Origin of the sequence: Planktothrix paucivesiculata PCC 9631 (genome assembly GCF_900009265.2) — a bacterium.
Classification (GTDB): domain Bacteria; phylum Cyanobacteriota; class Cyanobacteriia; order Cyanobacteriales; family Microcoleaceae; genus Planktothrix; species Planktothrix paucivesiculata.
On the sequence record NZ_LR735026.1, the window covers coordinates 557,721 to 575,200 of the forward strand.

The 17,480-nt window shown below is 39.8% G+C and carries 12 protein-coding genes; 7 read left to right on the top strand and 5 right to left on the bottom strand.

All coding sequences use genetic code 11. The features are described from left to right. Positions 1-11: 11 nt before the first annotated feature. From PL9631_RS23045 to PL9631_RS23055, 3 genes are all read right to left on the bottom strand, one after another. On the bottom strand, positions 12-740 hold the full coding sequence (locus PL9631_RS23045; protein ID WP_083624329.1) for a Uma2 family endonuclease: 729 nt from the start codon (positions 738-740) through the stop codon (positions 12-14). Between the two features lie 51 nt (positions 741-791). Next, positions 792-1,412, bottom strand: a complete 621-nt coding sequence (locus tag PL9631_RS23050; protein WP_083623993.1) for a Uma2 family endonuclease — start codon at positions 1,410-1,412, stop codon at positions 792-794. A 144-nt stretch (positions 1,413-1,556) separates the two neighbouring features. After that, positions 1,557-2,429 carry an S-methyl-5'-thioadenosine phosphorylase gene (locus PL9631_RS23055; protein WP_083623995.1) on the bottom strand — a complete coding sequence of 291 codons (873 nt, stop codon included), beginning with the start codon at positions 2,427-2,429 and terminating at the stop codon, positions 1,557-1,559. Between the two features lie 316 nt (positions 2,430-2,745). Here PL9631_RS23055 and PL9631_RS23060 point away from each other — a divergent pair, with 316 nt between their 5' ends. Next, positions 2,746-4,398: a glycoside hydrolase family 10 protein gene (locus PL9631_RS23060; RefSeq protein ID WP_083623997.1), complete on the top strand. Its 1,653-nt coding sequence runs from the start codon at positions 2,746-2,748 to the stop codon at positions 4,396-4,398. Positions 4,399-4,471: 73 nt separating this feature from the next. On the opposite strand, the gene PL9631_RS23065 is transcribed toward PL9631_RS23060, so the two are convergent. Next, positions 4,472-6,742: a RelA/SpoT family protein gene (locus PL9631_RS23065; RefSeq protein ID WP_083623998.1), complete on the bottom strand. Its 2,271-nt coding sequence runs from the start codon at positions 6,740-6,742 to the stop codon at positions 4,472-4,474. Positions 6,743-7,077: 335 nt separating this feature from the next. Here PL9631_RS23065 and patD point away from each other — a divergent pair, with 335 nt between their 5' ends. Continuing rightward, positions 7,078-7,455 (top strand): heterocyst frequency control protein PatD, encoded by a 378-nt coding sequence (gene patD, locus PL9631_RS23070; RefSeq protein WP_156090668.1) that lies wholly within the window; start codon positions 7,078-7,080, stop codon positions 7,453-7,455. Between the two features lie 4 nt (positions 7,456-7,459). Next, positions 7,460-7,942 carry a GNAT family N-acetyltransferase gene (locus PL9631_RS23075; RefSeq protein ID WP_083624002.1) on the top strand — a complete coding sequence of 161 codons (483 nt, stop codon included), beginning with the start codon at positions 7,460-7,462 and terminating at the stop codon, positions 7,940-7,942. 90 nt (positions 7,943-8,032) lie between these two features. Here the strand turns inward: PL9631_RS23075 and PL9631_RS23080 are convergent, their stop codons facing one another. Then, the gene (locus tag PL9631_RS23080) at positions 8,033-8,458 is read right to left on the bottom strand and encodes a hypothetical protein (RefSeq protein WP_079680850.1); all 426 of its coding nucleotides are present in this window, start codon (positions 8,456-8,458) and stop codon (positions 8,033-8,035) included. A gap of 257 nt (positions 8,459-8,715) precedes the next feature. Between PL9631_RS23080 and PL9631_RS23085 the strand changes: the two genes are divergently transcribed. The 4 genes from PL9631_RS23085 to PL9631_RS23100 all read left to right on the top strand — a co-directional run bounded on the left by PL9631_RS23085 (position 8,716) and on the right by PL9631_RS23100 (position 17,412). Beyond that, entirely contained in the window at positions 8,716-14,277 is a 5,562-nt protein-coding gene (locus tag PL9631_RS23085; RefSeq protein ID WP_083624004.1) for a PAS domain S-box protein, read from the top strand. Beyond that, the gene (locus tag PL9631_RS23090; protein ID WP_083624006.1) at positions 14,274-14,654 is read left to right on the top strand and encodes a response regulator; all 381 of its coding nucleotides are present in this window, start codon (positions 14,274-14,276) and stop codon (positions 14,652-14,654) included. The genes PL9631_RS23085 and PL9631_RS23090 overlap by 4 nt, the downstream gene beginning before the upstream one ends. Before the next feature lie 283 nt (positions 14,655-14,937). After that, on the top strand, positions 14,938-15,381 hold the full coding sequence (locus PL9631_RS23095) for a hypothetical protein (RefSeq protein WP_083624008.1): 444 nt from the start codon (positions 14,938-14,940) through the stop codon (positions 15,379-15,381). Between the two features lie 150 nt (positions 15,382-15,531). Continuing rightward, a complete protein-coding gene (locus PL9631_RS23100; RefSeq protein WP_083624010.1) occupies positions 15,532-17,412 on the top strand; it encodes a putative bifunctional diguanylate cyclase/phosphodiesterase in 1,881 nt (626 codons plus the stop codon). Positions 17,413-17,480 lie beyond the last annotated feature (68 nt).

Below are 17,480 nucleotides of genomic sequence, written 5' to 3' on the forward strand. Positions count from 1 at the left end.
TATGCTTGGCCCTATTCTACAGGCTCAATTCCAGCAGCGCGCAGTTGGGCTTTTAATCTTTCGGCCCGTTGGCGTTCCTGCTCGGCCCGTTGCCGTTCCTGTTCAACCTTTTCTGTACCCCACAATAGCAAATTACCCTGTTCATCCCACCAGCGCAACCAATGGCCCTGACGGTTTTCGCGAGTTCCTTGCCAAGCTCCTAGAAAAAGGTGCATTTCCGGTATCCAAAACCAGCCCTGCTCATTCACCGATTCCAGTTTATACCGTTGGGTATCACCAAAACGATACAATTCTAAGCTCCCTGAGTTGGGTTCAAAAATACCGTAATTGGGGACTTGCAAAATCTGTTCATAGAAGAAGAATTTCCCGGGGGGATAGGTTTCTTTAACTGAATATTCTCCTCCGTCGGTATCGGATAAAAACTCTAAAACCAAAGCCGGATTTTCCCCCTGGAGTTGGGGGGTATAACTGCGAACTACTTCCCCTCGACTCACGGAAATCTGGGGAATGTAGGCCCAATCGGGGGCTTTAACAGCCATTTTGCCATTGATAGTTGCACAAATGCCGTAGTTCGTCGGGGTGAGAGCCGTTTCTGGCAGTTTTCCGGCCAGTTGCAAACTTTCGGTTAGGGCGGCGGCCAGGGCGGGTTGATTGATATTATCCACAGGGTCATCGGGTAGCACAAAATCATCCGGCAACTTTTCCCAAGTAATCGTGTAGGTGCGGGAGGTGGCTAACATGATCATGCGGCTAAGAATTAATTAATTGATAGGATTATATCAATTATTTGCTTAACCTTCAACAGATGGCTCTGTATTGTCTTCAGGAAAAACAACATCTTCATACAGCAAAGAAATAGGACAATGGAAATTAACGCTGGTGAAGTGAACTTCCAAGTCTGTCTCGTTGGTAGCAGTTTCTTCCAGGGAATAAGCAGTGAGTTCCCATTTTTCTTTCTCATTCAGTCGGTAACAATCTACACTCATGGTTTCTGCTTCAATCAGAACATATTCTTTTAAAGTATCAATTCGACGATAATTCCTAAATTTTTTCCCCTGATCAATATGTTCTGTACCAGGTGACAATACTTCTACAATCAGACAAGGATGATAGACAACCTGGCGAGCAGTTTGATCTCGACTGTCACAAGTGACCATGACATCAGGATAGTGAAAGGGGCCATTTTGTGAAACTCCCACTTTAGCATCTGCCATGAAGACTTTACACCCCTTACCCCGTAGGTGATTTTTGAGCGAGGAGGCGAGGTTTAAGGCAATAGAGTTATGGGAAAGAGTTCCCCCAGTCATAGCCAAGACTTGCCCATTAATATATTCATACTTCAGGGGTTGTTGTTCTTCCCATTTCAGGTACTCCTGGGGAGTCATCAATTGCCGCTGGGGATGAGCAATCATCAGCTATTTCTCCTTTTAATATAAAGTTTTATCATTACTGTCAATACTTGTGTTATTAAGTTAGAGAAAAGATGCGCTGAAGCGCAACAACGGTTTTGTTGGGATTAATTTATTATAATTTAGGTGGCTGTTGCCACCTTGGGTTTAGATATATTTTTTCAACAATAATTCTAACTGTTGTAGGCGTTCTGAAGGAATTTGATTTAAGGGGGTTAAAACCGCATACTTTAAGGCAGAATGGGCTTCGGATTTCGGTAAATGATATTTTAAACGGCGCACAGTTTCTTGAATTACTTGTTGAGCATTAACCCCATTTTTGCGGAGGTTTTGAATTACCATTTCTACGGTGACATGATCATGATCTGGATGCCAACAATCATAATCGGTGACTAATGCTAAGGTTGTATAGGCAATTTCCGCTTCTCGCGCTAATTTGGCTTCGGTTAAATTAGTCATCCCAATAATTGTTCCACCCCAACTCCGATATAAATTAGATTCGGCTTTGGTAGAAAATGCTGGCCCTTCCATACAAACATAGGTTCCCGATAAATGATAATCAATATCGGGTAAATTTAAACTAGCGATCGCTTCTCCTAATACTTTTGATAATTGGGGACAAAATGGATCACCAAAGGTAATATGAGCCACAGCACCATTCCCAAAAAAAGTAGAAATTCGTTGGTTAGTTCGATCAATAAATTGATCAGGAACAACTAAATCTAAGGGTTTAAATTCTTCTTTTAATGAACCCACCGCCGAAGCGGAAATAATATATTCAACTCCTAAACTTTTGAGCGCATAAATATTAGCCCGATAGGGTAATTCTGTCGGCAAAAATCTATGGGTGCGTCCATGTCTGGCCAGAAATGCCACGCGCATTCCCTCTAAAGTTCCGACTAAAATAGCATCGGAAGGTTGACCATAGGGAGTATCAATATGGAGTTCTTCCACATCGGTAAATGCCTCCATGTTATACAACCCACTGCCGCCAATAATGCCAATTTTAACCTGAGTCATTCTTTTTTCCTCGATCAAGTTGTACTCAGATATTGTACCGAAAATGGGGCAGCATTGACTCAAGGAAGATATTAATTTTTTACTATTGGGATCATTCCCTTGTAAGATGTCCCCTTGTTCGTTAAGCTATTAATCAGTCATCAGTCATCAGTCATCAGTCATCAGTCATCAGTCATCAGTCATCAGTTAACAGTCATCAGTGAAAGAAGTTAAATTAATACTTGACTTATCAATGATCACTGTCAACGCTTTCATAACTGATAACTGATTACTATTTACTGATAACTGATATTAGTCATCTCCTGCAACAAAAAACATGAATTGGAACTCCATTAAACCCCAGAATTATTTGGGGTATTTGCGAATTAAACGCTTAAAATCTTTAACTCGTTCACTTACAAGTCAAATTCAAAAAATTAGACTGGGAAAAATTACCAAATTTCAACGATATTTAGCCTTGGGCTTTTGTTGTATTTTCTTGGGATTAACCTTAGCTCAATTTCCTGTTCTTTCTACTTCCGTTAATATCCCCATACTCAGACAAGAACAATCGGAAAATTTATTATCCCAGGGAATAATTAATCCGACAAATTCCATTAGTCATCAACGAGAATTTAGGGGAGTTTGGGTGGCGACGGTCGCCAATATTGATTGGCCGTCTAAATCAAATTTGTCAGTTGATCAACAAAAATTTGAACTAATTGCTATCCTAAATAGGATGCAAGAATTAAACTTAAATGCCTTAATTCTGCAAGTTCGTCCGAATGGAGATGCCTTCTATAGTTCTAGTATTGAACCTTGGAGTGCGTGGTTAACTGGAACCCAAGGAAAACCCCCCGAACCCTATTATGATCCCCTACAATTTGCGATTGAAGAATCCCATAAACGCAATATTGAACTCCACGCTTGGTTTAATCCTTATCGGGCGAGATTAAGAGGAAATGCCGCTTTTGCACCGAATCACATGGCGGCAAAATTCCCCCAATATGCCTATCAATATGGGGATTTAATGTGGATGGAACCGGGGGCAAAGGAAGTTCAAGATCAAACCTATAATGTAATTATGGATGTGGTACAACGCTATGATCTTGATGGCATTCATTTAGATGATTATTTCTATCCCTATCCTCAAAGTGGGGTTCCTTTTCCTGATAGTCAAACCTATAATGCCTATCGTGCTGCCGGAGGAAATTTAGCACTATCAGATTGGCGGCGAGAAAATGTTAATCTGATGATTAAACGCATTCATGAAGGGATTAAAGCGATTAAACCTTATGTTAAATTTGGCATTAGTCCCTTTGGGATTTATCGCCCTGGAAAAGCTCCAGGAATTGTTGGATTAGATCAATATGCTTCTCTATATGCGGATGTTAAATTATGGGTTGAACAAGGGTGGATGGATTATTTAGCGCCTCAATTGTATTGGAAAATTGATCCTCCTCAACAAAGTTATCCGGTGCTATTAAATTGGTGGTTACAAAATAACCCGCGACGACTTCATGTTTATACCGGAAATGCTCTCTATCGGATTGATAATGAATGGCCTATTTCTGAAATACAAAGACAGGTGGCAATTTCTCGACAAACAGCGCCCCAATTATCTTTAGGAAATATCTTTTTTAGTATGAAGATGTTCCGAGATAATCGCCACGGAGTGAATGAAATTTTCAAAAGTGCGGTTTATCCGACTCCTGCATTAGTTCCGATTATGCCTTGGTTGGATAATCAACCCCCGGAATCTCCCAATGGCATTCAAACCAGTTCTGGTATGATTTCTTGGATGCCTGCTAATACTAATGATATCCGATCCTGGGCGATTTATCAACAATTTTCTACGGGTTGGCAGTTAGTAAAAGTGGTAGATAAAAATACAACTTCTGTTAGTGTTAACCCAGGAAATTATGCGGTTCGGGCAGTAGATAGAATGGGAAATGAAAGCGTTGAACAGGTGATTTCTGTTTCAACTTAGATTCTAAGTAGGGGCAATTCATGAATTGCCCCTACTACTGTTCCCTGTTCCCTGTTCCCTGTTCCCTACTCTACTATTTACTATTAATCCGACGCAAAGTTAATACATCGCTGATATTTTTGACTTGGGCGCAAGTGCGTTCAAATTGTTCGCGATCGCAAATTTCAATACCCAACTCAATTAACGCCGGAGCATCAGGAAAAGTCTTAACTTGGGCGCTACAAACGTTAATATTATTATCTTTCAAACGGGATAAAATATCATTCAAAACCCCGACTCGATCTAAGACTTCGATACAAATATTCACCCCATAGGTTTGAGGACGTCCCCCCTGTTGATAGTTGGGATTCCAACTCAAAGGAACGAATCTTTCTCCCTCCACTGTTAAGGTATTAGGACACCCTTGTTGATGAATGGAAATCCCTTTTGTGCGGGTAACAACCCCAATAATTGGTTCCCCTGGAATCGGATTACAACACCCCGCAATATGATAAAGTAATCCTTCAACTCCCATAATTGGAGAATTACTCGGGGATGAAGACGGAAGTTGAGAATAGGAAGGTAGGTGAGGAACCTGTAAAGAAGTGGTAGTTAGTTCTTGGGAAACCGTTTGAATTTGACTCTGGGATTTAACCACATCCCGCAGACGATTTACCACTAAATTTAAGGTGATTTCCCCATAACCTAATGCGGCTAATAAATCATCAACATTATGATAGTTACAGCGCTTAGAAACCGATAACATGGGTTCAGATTTGAGCAGGGATTCAAAGCCATTTTTTCCCATTTCTTTCTCTAATAATTCCCGTCCTCGATCAATATTTTCATCCCGGTGCGATCGCTTATACCACTGACGAATCCGATTTTTAGCGGTATTAGTTTTAACAAAATTTAACCAATCTAAACTAGGGCGAATATTTTTCTGGGTTAATATTTCCACAATATCGCCATTTTTTAGGGGAGTATCTAAGGTGACAATTCGTTCATTTACCTTCGCTCCTTTACAATGATTCCCGACTTCACTATGAATTCGATAGGCAAAATCAACCGGGGTCGCCCCGTGAGTTAAAGCAATTACATCTCCCTCTGGAGTAAAGACATAAACATCATCAAACTCTAAGTTACTTTTAACGCTTTCCAGATATTCTGTAGCATCTTTTAAATCACTTTGCCACTCTAATAATTGTCGTAACCAAGTAAACTTATCATCCATTCCCGTGACTTCACCGAGATTGGAATTTCCTTTTTCTTTATACTTCCAATGGGCGGCAATCCCATATTCAGCAATATGGTGCATTTCTACGGTACGAATTTGGACTTCAACCGATCTTCCCGTATTGCCAATTACTCCCGTATGTAATGACTGATAGCGATTAGGTTTAGGTAATCCAATATAATCTTTAAAACGACCGGGAATTGGCCGAAAAGCATCATGAACAATTGCCAAAGTCCGATAACATTCTTCGTTAGTTTCCACAATAACTCGGAGGGCGGCAATATCATAAATTTCATGGAACTGTTTCTGTCTTTGGTTCATTTTTTTATAAATGCCATACAGATGTTTAGGTCGTCCACTGACTTCATAACATTTAATTCCCGCTTTCTCTAGTCTGTCGCGTAAAACTTGAGCAAGTTGGGCTAATTTTTCCTCTCGAAATGCTCGGCGATCGAAAACTAATTCCTTAATATCTTTGTACGCTTCGGGTTCTAAATATTTAAAAGCTAAATCTTCTAATTCCCATTTTAGCCGACCGATCCCTAAACGATTAGCCAGGGGGGCAAAAATTTCTCGGGTTTCTAAGGCAATGCTACGCTGTTTATGTTCGGGTAAAAAGTCCAAAGTTCGCATATTATGCAGTCGGTCAGCGAGTTTAACTACAATCACCCGAATATCTTTCGCCATGGCTAAAAACATTCGCCGGAAGTTCTCCGCTTGACGTTCTGTGGTATTAGAAAAATTAAATTTAGACAGTTTGGTGACGCCTTCGACTAAATGGCGAACTTCTGCCCCAAAATGCTGTTCTATTTCTTCCGGGGTGACTTCGGTATCTTCAATAATGTCATGGAGAAAACCCGCCGCCACCATCGCCGAATCCCCTCCTAAATACCGCAATAGACCCGCCACGGCAATCGGATGATTAATATAGGGTTCTCCTGATTTGCGATACTGGCCTTGGTGCAATTGATAGGCAAATTGAAACGCCCGCACGATTAAATCGCTGTTTGTCGAAACCGATGTATCAGATTTTACCAGATCTCCCGATATCTCCATACATTGGTTTAACCAATCGGGGATGCTACAATCATAGGAGAAGTCTTTTTTGGCAAGGGTTTGAATATTCATGACAGTTACACCTAAAGGGTAATAATACTGATAAAAATATCAGATAACTAAAAATTATGTGCTTTTTTATGTCCGTACAAGGAATAAAAAGCCCCAAGCAGTGAAAGGTTGAAGTTTCACGGAATTGAATTGCACTTGATAGAAGAATAACACCTCTTAAGGTAAGCTTAATCTACCTCTTAATCCATTTTTACAGCAGAGGCCTAACCGCCAATGTCCCTTAACATCAGGATTTAGTCTATGGGGTAGCGGATCGGATTTAGCTGAAAAGGGGCAAAAACCCGATCACAATACTTATCTATTATTTAATAATTGTAGACAAGTTTCTTCATAATATGTTGTCAAAATCTGCTTGTAAGGCGATCGCGCAGTTCCAAAATAGCTTAAAACAGCTTGATATCAAGGTAATGTTAGTTCCAGTTGATCCCATCGGTTTAAAACAAAGTTTTCAGCAGCTAAAAGCCACGTTTAAAACCGAAATTATGGGGATCAGCGATGGTGATTTTGATCCCACCGTTGAGTCTCCAATTCAATCCTATTTAACCGAAACCCATAAACAGATGCGACTCTTGGAAATGGATATGAAATTTCTGCAAGCCGCCCGTCAAAGTGCCACGTTTAACAGTCGTCTCATCCCGATTCAAAACCGCCTTAATACTTTATTAAGTTATTCTGAGGATATTTTGAAGTTAGGGGAAATCACAGATCTGTAATAGCATGAACACTGAATATCACAATTTTTTTATTCGAGATTGGCTACCCCAGGATCGTCAGGAAGCGGTGGATTTAATCACTGCTGTTTTAACTGAATATGGATTAGGGTCAGAACCTGATGGCGCAGATATAGATATTTATGAAGTGGAGGAATATTATCAACAGACCGGGGGAGAATTTTGGGTCATAGAAAAGGATCAACGGTTAATCGGAACGGCGGGATTTTACCCGATTAAACGAGGAAATCTGGCGGTAGAAATTAGAAAAATGTATTTATTACCAGAAGCTCGCGGAAAAGGGTTAGGAAAGTTTCTGTTATTACAATTAGAACAAACCATTAAACAAAAGGGGTTTAAGGAAATTTGGATTGAAACCGCGTCGGTCTTAAAAGAAGCCGTACGACTCTATGAACATTCTGGCTATGAACCCACAACGGGAGTTGAAACCCAACGTTGTGATTTGGTTTATAGAAAGATAGTAAGTTGATAATTCCCATGATCTATTTCTTAGTATTAATAAAAGATTGAGTCCTGAAGGACTCACTACGAATATAAAGATTGAGTCCTAAAGGACTCACTACGGGTTAGGATTAAACAGTTGGAAGATTTGCCGACAAAAGAGCTTTAATTTTTCCGCCGATTCGGGCTCGGGTTCAGTTTGACCCACAAAATTCCAATTTTCAATCGTGGAGACTTTCCACTGTTGTCCTTGATGGTCATATCCGGCGGCTTCGACACCAATGACGCGACGGGTTTGATCAATCGGATCATGATAAAACCGAATTTCAATTAAAATACAGCGACTTTGCAATAAGCGACTCCGACCCGGAAAGTGGAACCCAATATCAATAGAATCAGGATCAACCAGTTCCCGTGTCTCTGGGTCATTTGTCCAGGGTTTGAGATCGACCCGGGCGTCGGGAAATTGAGTTTTAAATAAAGTTACAACCGATGCAATTTTGCTGGCAACTACCACGTTATTCGCCTGTTCAGCAGCATTCACAAATCTACTCTCCTTAAAAACAACCGTCTGAGTACCTTAAATTAACTTAATAGATTAACTATAGGTTATAGGGAATGGGGAATAGGTAATGGGTAATGGGTAATGGGTTTTGGGTTTTGGGTTTTGGGTTTTGGGGAAGAAAAGAGTTCAGTTTCAGTATCAGTTTAGGGAAAAAGTGGGTTTAAAATCGGATATAATTAGTGAAATAGATTATTCCAAAAGTCTCTATAAAATTTAATATTAATTTAATTTTTACTATGACGACTTCAGAAATTTGTTCTCATTTTCCGAATCGGGGATACCAGGTGATCCATTCCCCAACCTGGGATGCTCGATGGCAGATTAATCAATTTTTGGGAGTGATTCATGATCTGATCCTGATCATTGATTGTGAACAGGAACAAATTTATATTTTACCGACGGAATCGGCTCGTAATTTATCTTCGGAATCTAACGCATTTTTTCAGATGTTACAAGAGTTAGAAAATCCCCAGGAATCCTCTGAATTTACTCCTCTAATTCAACAGGTAATCCAAACTCAAGTAGCTCAACATATTATTTATAAATGTGATCAAAATCGCCAAGATTATCAGATTTTAGTTGAGATTTATCCCCTATCAAAAATAGAAGTTATAGCCGTAATTAAAGATCTAACTCAATGTTCCACGGTGAAAGCAGTTCTGCAAAAAGTATCTGAAAACAACCATTCCCCAACCCTAAATCCTACCCCCTCGCTCCAGGTAACTAAAGAATGCTTAAAAAAACAAATTGAAGAACGACAACGGATTGAAACTCAAATTCAAACTCGCAAAACCGAACTAGAAATATTAATGGATAATGCGGGGGATTGTATTGTTCGGCTAGATCATAAATTACGCTATGTTTTTGTTAACCGTCGCATGGCTTTTATTACTCAAATTGCCCAGGAAAAATTTATTGGAAAAACAAATCAGGAATTAGGAATTTCTACTCTGGTTACTCAAGAATGGCATAAGAATTGTCAACAGGTATTAGATACCGGACAGCCTCAACAATTTGAGTTTGACTTTGAAACCCCCGAAGGAGTGCGATCTTTTCAGACCTTAATTGTGCCGGAAATTCAACAGGGGGGACAGGTTAAAACCCTTTTAGCAACCACGCGAGATATTACCGAACAAAAACGCGCCTTGGCGGAAACTCAAAAACAAAATCAGTTTTTAAACCTATTAACCGAAATTACCTCAAAAATTAGGCAATCTTTAGAACTGGATTTAATTTTAAAAACCACCGTTGAGGAGGTGCAGAAAGTTCTAAATGTTGACCGAGTAATTATGTTAAAATTACATCCCCAGAAGGGGGCTACAGTGGTTCAAGAAGCCGTTATATCCCAATGGTCATCCCTATTATCCCATACGATTTATACCCCGGAATTAACCCCATACCTGTCCGATACTGCTGTACCAGATCAGGTGATTAGTTTTAGCGATGTGGGTCAAGAGAATTTAGATAATTGCTATTTAAAATTGATGGAATTTTTCCAAGTTAAAGCTATTTTAATTGTGCCGATTTGGTTAGAAAAAAAAGAAATTGATTCGATTATTACCTCACCGGAAAATCCAGAATTAACCGATAATTTCCCCGAACCTAAACCGAAATTATGGGGATTTTTGATGGCTCATAAATGTGCCGAACCTCGTCAATGGACTACCCTAGAAACCAACTTTTTGAAACAACTGGCCGATCAAGTCGGAATTGCCTTAAAACAGGCGGAATTAATTGCTGAATTAAAACAGACTCATCAATGTTTATCCTGTCATTTTGATAATTCTCCCTTGGCTGTAATTGAATGGGATCAGCAACTCAAAATTAAACGCTGGTCATCCCAAGCAGAAAGGATCTTTGGCTGGACATCGGCGGAAGTCTTGGGTCAAAAATGGTCTACATTTAAAGAAGTTTTTGGCACTAATGTTTTACAGATGAACCAACAAATGATTCATCTAATTGATGGCACCGATAATCACCAAATTTTTGAAGCTCAAAATCGCACCAAAGACGGCCGAGTGATTGATTGTGAGTGGTACAATTCCGTTGTTCGAGATGAAGATGGGAATTTAGTTTCTTTATTGTCCCTGGCTCAAAATGTCAGCGATCGCAAACAAGCCGAACAAGAATTAGTCAAAAGTGAAGAACGATTCCGAAGCATTTTTGAACAAGCCGCCGTTGGCTTTGCTTTAGTGAATCTATCGGGAAAACTGCTGCGGGTGAATCAACGCTATTGTCGGATTACCGGATATTCTGAGGAACAATTAATCGGTGGCCAGATTAATGATTTTATTCATCACCCCGATGCAGACGAAAAGAATTGGCTAGAAGCAATCCAAGACCAAGGTTTAATCGAAACCTTTTCTGTACAAAAACAGTGTATTCTCCCCGATGGTCAACTCAATTGGGTGCAAATTTTTGTTTCTCCCGTGAATGAATTATGGGAAGGAAAAAACTATATTCTATTAGCACTAGAAGATATTGAAGAACGCAAACAAACTGAAGAAGCTTTACGAAAAAGTGAAGAACGATGGCAACTGGCTTTAAGAGGAAATAACGACGGAATTTGGGATTGGAATATCCAAACTCGCGAGGTTTTTTTCTCCCCACGATGGAAAGAAATGTTAGGCTATCATGAACAAGAAATCTGTGATCATTTAACCCAATGGAATCAACGAGTCCATCCCGATGATTTACCCGGGGTGATGAAAGCCATTCGAGACCATTTAGACCAAAAAACACCCTTTTATATTACCGAGCATCGAGTTCTGTGCAAAGATGGCAGTTATAAATGGATTTTAGATCGGGGTCAAGCCCTGTGGGATGCGGGGGAAAACCTAGTGCGGATGGTGGGATCTTATACCGATATTAGCGATCGCAAACGAGCCGAACAAGAATTACATCAGGTTAACCGAGCCTTAAGAACCATTAGCGACTGTAATCAAGCCCTAGTCAGAGCCACTACAGAAAGTGAATTACTCCATGATATTTGTCAAACTCTAATTAATGTTGGGGGCTACCATTTTGCCTGGGTCGGCTATACCCAATATACCTCCGACAAAAAAATTATTCCGGTGGCTAAAGCTGGATTTGAAGCGGGCTATTTAGACGATTTGACCGTGACTTGGGATGACAGTAAATGGGGACAGGGGCCCTCGGGAACGGCCGTCAGAACCGCAAAAACCTGTATCTTTCAAAACTTTGATACCAATGGCAATTATGCCCCCTGGAAACAACAGGCTCAAAAACGGGGTTATACCTCCTCCATTGCCCTGCCTTTAATCATGACCACTGAGGCTCACAACCAAAATTTACAACCAGCATTGAATGGAGAAATTTCATCAATTCCCTTTGGCGTACTGAATTTATATTCCACTCAGGTCAATGCTTTTGATCCGGCCGAAGTTAAATTACTCAAAGAATTAGTGGATGATATTGTCTATGGAATTATGGCATTAAGAATTCGCGGCTCCCATGCCGAAACCGAGAAAAAATTCCGCCAACTGGCTGAAAATATTGATGATGTTTTTTGGATTACCAATGCCCTAGGTAATCAGTTTATCTATGTCAGTCCCGCCTATCAACCCATTTGGAATCAAAACCCTGACGCCATCTATCAGAATTTCCAATCCTTTATTGATACCATTCATCCCCAGGATCAAAACCGGGTGTTACTCGCCCGCCAAAATCCCCAGGGGCAGGGATTTGATTTAGAATATCGGATTTTGCGTCCCGATGGCTCCTATCGTTGGATTTGGGATCGGGGATTTCCAATTTTGAATGAAACCGGACAATTAGATCGTCGGGGGGGAATTGCCAAAGATATTACCCATCGTAAAGAAACCGAACAATTATTGCAACAAAATAATCAAGAATTAGAATTACGAGTGACTCAACGCACAGCCGAATTAGAAACCGCTAATGAGCGCTTACAATTTGAATTGATGCAGCGACATCGTACCGAATTTAAACTAAGAAAAAGTGAGGAACAATATCGCACCTTAGTTAAGAATTTTCCCGATGGAGCCGTATTTTTAGTCGATCTGGATTTCCGTTATACCATTGCCGATGGCATGGGCTTAGTCCTCAAGGGATTATCTCGAAAAATGTTAGAAGGAAAAACCATTTGGCAAGTTTTACCGAGCCCCCTATTAGAGATTGTGGAACCCCTATATCGGTCGGCTTTAGCTGGGGAAACGACGATTTCCGAAGTAGAATATGAGGGACGAATTTATTATCATCAAGCCTTACCCGTTCGCAACGAACAGGACGAAATTTTTGCCGGAATGGTGGTGATGCAAGATATTACCCAACGCAAACAAGCTGAAGCCGAACGAGATAAACTGATTTCCATTATTGAAGCGACTCCCGACTTTATTTCCTCGGCAAAACCCGGAGGAGAAGTGGTTTATTATAACCAGTCTGCTCGACGAATTTTAGGATTAGATCGAGAGGGAAAAATCAGCAATCAACATGTTCCTCAAAATCATCCCCAATGGGCGGTTGAAATCATTGAAAATGAAGGATTTCCTACGGCAATTCGAGAGGGATCTTGGATCGGTGAAACTGCACTAACCAGCTATGATGGCCGGGAAATTCCCCTATCTCAGTTAATTATTGCCCATAAAAATCATGAAGGACAGGTGTATCTTTTCTCCACCATGGCTCGGGATATTACCGAACAAAAACAAAGTCAAGCGAATTTGCTTGAAGCTGAAAGACGGTGGCGGAGTTTATTAGAAAATGTCCGGTTATTAGTGGTCGGATTAGATCGGCATGGGAAAGTTGAATATGTCAATCGCTTTTTATTGGAAGTCATGGGCTATACCCAAACGGAAGTTTTAGGAAAAAATTGGTTAGCAGATTTTCAAGAAAATTCGGCTCAAAGGCTGAGTGCCTCAGACTTTGCAGAACTATTAGACTATCATTTTAAACCCTATAGTCAACAGTTAATTGTGACAAAATTGGGAGAGGAAAAAATTATTAGTTGGAATCATACCCTGTTAAAAGATTTACAAGGAAATGCGATCGGGATGATGAGTATTGGGGAAGATATTACCGAAAGAGATGCCATTGAACGGATGAAAGATGAGTTTATTTCCGTGGTTAGTCATGAATTGAGAACTCCTTTAACTTCGATTCATGGCGGGTTAAATCTGTTATCGACCGGATTAATTGATCCCCAGTCAGAACGGGGAGTCCACGTGATGAAAATTGCTGCCGAAAGTGCCGAACGTTTAGTCCGATTAGTCAATGATATTTTAGAATTAGAACGGTTAGAATCGGGAAAAATTTGTCTGAATAAACAAGTTGTGAATTCGACGGATTTACTTTTGCGAGCCACGGAACAAATGCAGGTTATGGCTAATCGCACCGGGATTAGTTTAGAGTTTAGTAGCCCAAGTTTAGAATTTTATGCCGATCCCGACCGGATATTACAAGTGCTAACTAATTTATTAAGTAACGCGATCAAATTTTCCGAGTCCGGGGATAATATTAAGGTGAGTGTAGAGATGGAATCTCCAGAAAATCTGGCCGAAAAACCCCAGATTTTGTTTAAAATTAAAGATCAAGGTCGAGGGATTCCTCCCGATAAAATTGAAAAAATCTTCGAGCGTTTTCATCAAGTCGATGCCTCAGACTCTCGCAAAAAAGGTGGAACCGGGTTAGGTTTGGCCATTTGTCGTTCCATTGTCGAACAACATGGTGGGCAGATCTGGGTACAGAGTAAAGTAGATCAGGGAAGTTGTTTTTACTTCACCCTACCGATGGCAATATCAACGGAAGTGAAATCATGACAACAAAACGAATTCTGATTATTGATGATGATGATGGGGTGCGGGAGATTATCCAAATTTGCCTGGAAGTTGCTGGGGGTTGGGAGGTCATCAGCGCTTGCTGTGGGAGTGATGGATTGGTTTTGGCCGAGAAAGCCCAACCCGATGCCATTCTCTTGGATGTGATGATGCCCGATATGGATGGAGCCACCACCTTTAAGCATTTACAAGCCAATCCCGAAACCCACAATATTCCCACAATTTTGTTAACTGCTAAGGCAAAAATGAGTGAGAAACAACAATTTATTCAGTTAGGAGTAACGGGGGTGATTACTAAACCCTTTGAAGCCATGGATTTAGTGGATCAAATTCGCGCGCTTCTGCAATGGACAGATTGATCTGTAACAATTTATGACGGAATCAGGATTAGGAATTTTTCCTCACAGAATCCTCACATTTATTCGGTACACTTCTTTATATGGGCAATAGCAATTGTTTTAGGTTTAACTGTGTTCTATGTATTTAACCCCAAAAAGTCTAACTGCGGTTGACAACATCCCAACTTCGATTGATCCATTTCCTGAATTCTTCAATAGTAAGTGTCCCATTGTTATGTTTTCGACCTGTTCATCCTTGAATCTGCCTTTTTACAACCTTAGTCGTTTGGCACAGGAAAATGTGATGCACTCATCCGAGCAAGGAAGGGAAAATCGAGGTGAGATTGATCAGTCCTATGTAGAATTAGCTGTTGATGTACTCCGCGCTCAAAACCAACAATATATCCAAGCATTGAAGGATTTTTTAACAGTTTTACCCAATCCGGGCTGGATTGAGTGGGTTTTAATCCAGGCGATTTATCGACTTGCAGAAATAGATAAGGAAGCTTGCCTCTGGGTGTTGCATCATTCTGATAATTTGATGCCGGAGTTAGATCTCAACAATTATGCCGTGCAATGGGTTTGTTTTAAACTCCAATCTCAGGGATTTGTTTTTAATCAGGATTTTTGGTTTGCTGCTCCTTTACAGCTTGAACTAACGAAAAATGCTAGACTGGAATTATGGCAGAATATTTCTATTGGCGATCGGTTAATTCTCGAAGAAATTTTCAAGATTCATAATTTTTAAGTCACGGTTTTTATCAGGGTTTAAATTTAGTTCTAACCTTGATTTTTTTGAGCATTTTTAATTATTATTATTTTATATATTGATTTTCAGGAGGTTAATAAAGTTGCGAATTCTGCTTAAATGATAGTATTGTGATTGTGGTAAAATACCATGAAATTAATTAATAAAAAGCCAACATTGGATTATTCTAACCTTAATTTAATGGTGGATTCAGAAAAACAGTTTTTCCAGTGGATGCGGGTTCTGATGTGTAGGAGTCTGAACGAAATTCAAGCTGACATTAAGATATTTTTGGCTCGCTTATTTGTAAATCGAGATCTACAGGAAGCTCTGCAACGCTCCTATAAAGAGTTATCCGATTTTAAGTTTGCCCTTGATCAATCCTGCATTGTAGCGATTACTAATGCCCAGGGGAAAATTACCTATGCTAACGCCAAGTTCTGTGATATTTCTAAATATTCTCGAGAAGAATTAATCGGTCAAGATCATCAGATTGTTAATTCAGGATATCACTCCAAACACTTTTTTACGGTTTTATGGTCAACGGTTAAATCTGGCAAAATTTGGCGCGGAGAAGTTCGGAATCAAGCCAAAGATGGAACTTATTATTGGGTTGATACCACCATTGTTCCTTTTTTAGATGAAAAGAATAAACCCTATCAATATATTGTGATTCGTAATGATATTACCGAACGTAAAAAAGCTGAATTTCAACTGTTATATGATCTTTTACATGATCGATTAACCGGATTAGCCAATCGTAGCTTTTTGATTAGTGAAATCGATAAATCTATTGAAGGGGTGCAAAAGTATAATCAGGATTTATTTGCCGTATTATGTTTAGATTTAGATCGGTTTAAAGTCGTGAATGATAGTTTAGGGCGTCATGTAGGAGATCAATTATTAATAGCCTTTGCCCATCTGATTCGATCCTTAGTTTGTCATCCTAATATTGTCGCTCGTTTAGGGGGCGATGAATTTGCAATTTTACTCAAATCTATTCAGTCTCCCCTAGAAGCGATTGACCTGGCAAAACAGATTAATCATATCCTATCCAATCCCTTTGAAATTGGCGGACATCAAGTATTTAAAAGCACTAGCATCGGTATAGTTTTAGGAACAAACCATTATCATCAAGCGGAAAATATCCTCAGAGATGCCGATATTGCCATGCACGAAGCCAAGGAAAAAGGCAAGGGATGTTTAGAAATTTTTGATCGGAAAATTCATGATCAAGCCTTAGTTAAAATGCAGTTAGAAATTGAACTACGTCAGGCAATTGTTAAACAGGAATTTGCCGTTTTTTACCAACCGATTATTAACTTAAAAACCGGAAAAATCACAGGATTTGAAGCCCTGGTGCGTTGGCTACACCCCAAACAGGGAATGATTTCTCCGGCGGATTTTATTCCCCTAGCCGAAGCCACCGGATTAATTGTTCCCATCGGAAATTGGGTATTAAAACAAGCCTGCCAACAACTGCAAGAATGGCAATCTCTAAGACACCTGAAAAATTTAGTTCACCCCCTCACCGTAAATGTTAACTTCTCAGCCAAACAATTTGATTTATCTAATGTAATTGAAATTGTAGAAACTATTTTAAATACTACCCAAATTTCCCCCGGTGATCTCAAAATTGAGTTAACCGAAAGTGTTTTAATTGATAATAGCAAAACCCTCGAGATTATTGCTCAACTCAAATCCTATCATATTGGCTTGAGTATAGATGATTTTGGCACGGGATATTCCTCCCTCAGCTATTTACATCGTTTCCCCTTAGATACTTTAAAAATAGATCGATCATTTATTCAAAATATAGGACAAAATGGTCGAGAAACTGAAATTGTTTTAGCAATTATTAGTTTAGCCCATAACCTAGGGATGGATGTGGTTGCCGAAGGAGTTGAAACCCAAGAACAGTTAGATCAACTGCGACGATTTGATTGTGAATATGGACAGGGTTATTTATTCTCTAAACCCCTAAGTGCCGAAGCCACTGAAGCCCTATTACACTCTAATCCCCAATGGTAATCTAATCTTCAACAGATGTTTCCCTTCTCCCTCGAAAGTTTAATGACAGAGCGAGAAAAATTTGTTAA

Bases quoted from the DNA above. Each gene is read 5' to 3' on its own strand.
- PL9631_RS23085 (WP_083624004.1), top strand. From the start codon at position 8,716: ATGACGACTTCAGAAATTTGTTCTCATTTTCCGAATCGGGGATACCAG.
- PL9631_RS23095 (WP_083624008.1), top strand. From the start codon at position 14,938: ATGCACTCATCCGAGCAAGGAAGGGAAAATCGAGGTGAGATTGATCAG.
- PL9631_RS23065 (WP_083623998.1), bottom strand. From the start codon at position 6,742: ATGAATATTCAAACCCTTGCCAAAAAAGACTTCTCCTATGATTGTAGC.
- PL9631_RS23060 (WP_083623997.1), top strand. From the start codon at position 2,746: ATGAATTGGAACTCCATTAAACCCCAGAATTATTTGGGGTATTTGCGA.
- PL9631_RS23055 (WP_083623995.1), bottom strand. From the start codon at position 2,429: ATGACTCAGGTTAAAATTGGCATTATTGGCGGCAGTGGGTTGTATAAC.
- PL9631_RS23045 (WP_083624329.1), bottom strand. From the start codon at position 740: ATGTTAGCCACCTCCCGCACCTACACGATTACTTGGGAAAAGTTGCCG.
- PL9631_RS23075 (WP_083624002.1), top strand. From the start codon at position 7,460: ATGAACACTGAATATCACAATTTTTTTATTCGAGATTGGCTACCCCAG.
- PL9631_RS23100 (WP_083624010.1), top strand. From the start codon at position 15,532: ATGAAATTAATTAATAAAAAGCCAACATTGGATTATTCTAACCTTAAT.
- PL9631_RS23090 (WP_083624006.1), top strand. From the start codon at position 14,274: ATGACAACAAAACGAATTCTGATTATTGATGATGATGATGGGGTGCGG.
- PL9631_RS23050 (WP_083623993.1), bottom strand. From the start codon at position 1,412: ATGATTGCTCATCCCCAGCGGCAATTGATGACTCCCCAGGAGTACCTG.
- patD (WP_156090668.1), top strand. From the start codon at position 7,078: ATGTTGTCAAAATCTGCTTGTAAGGCGATCGCGCAGTTCCAAAATAGC.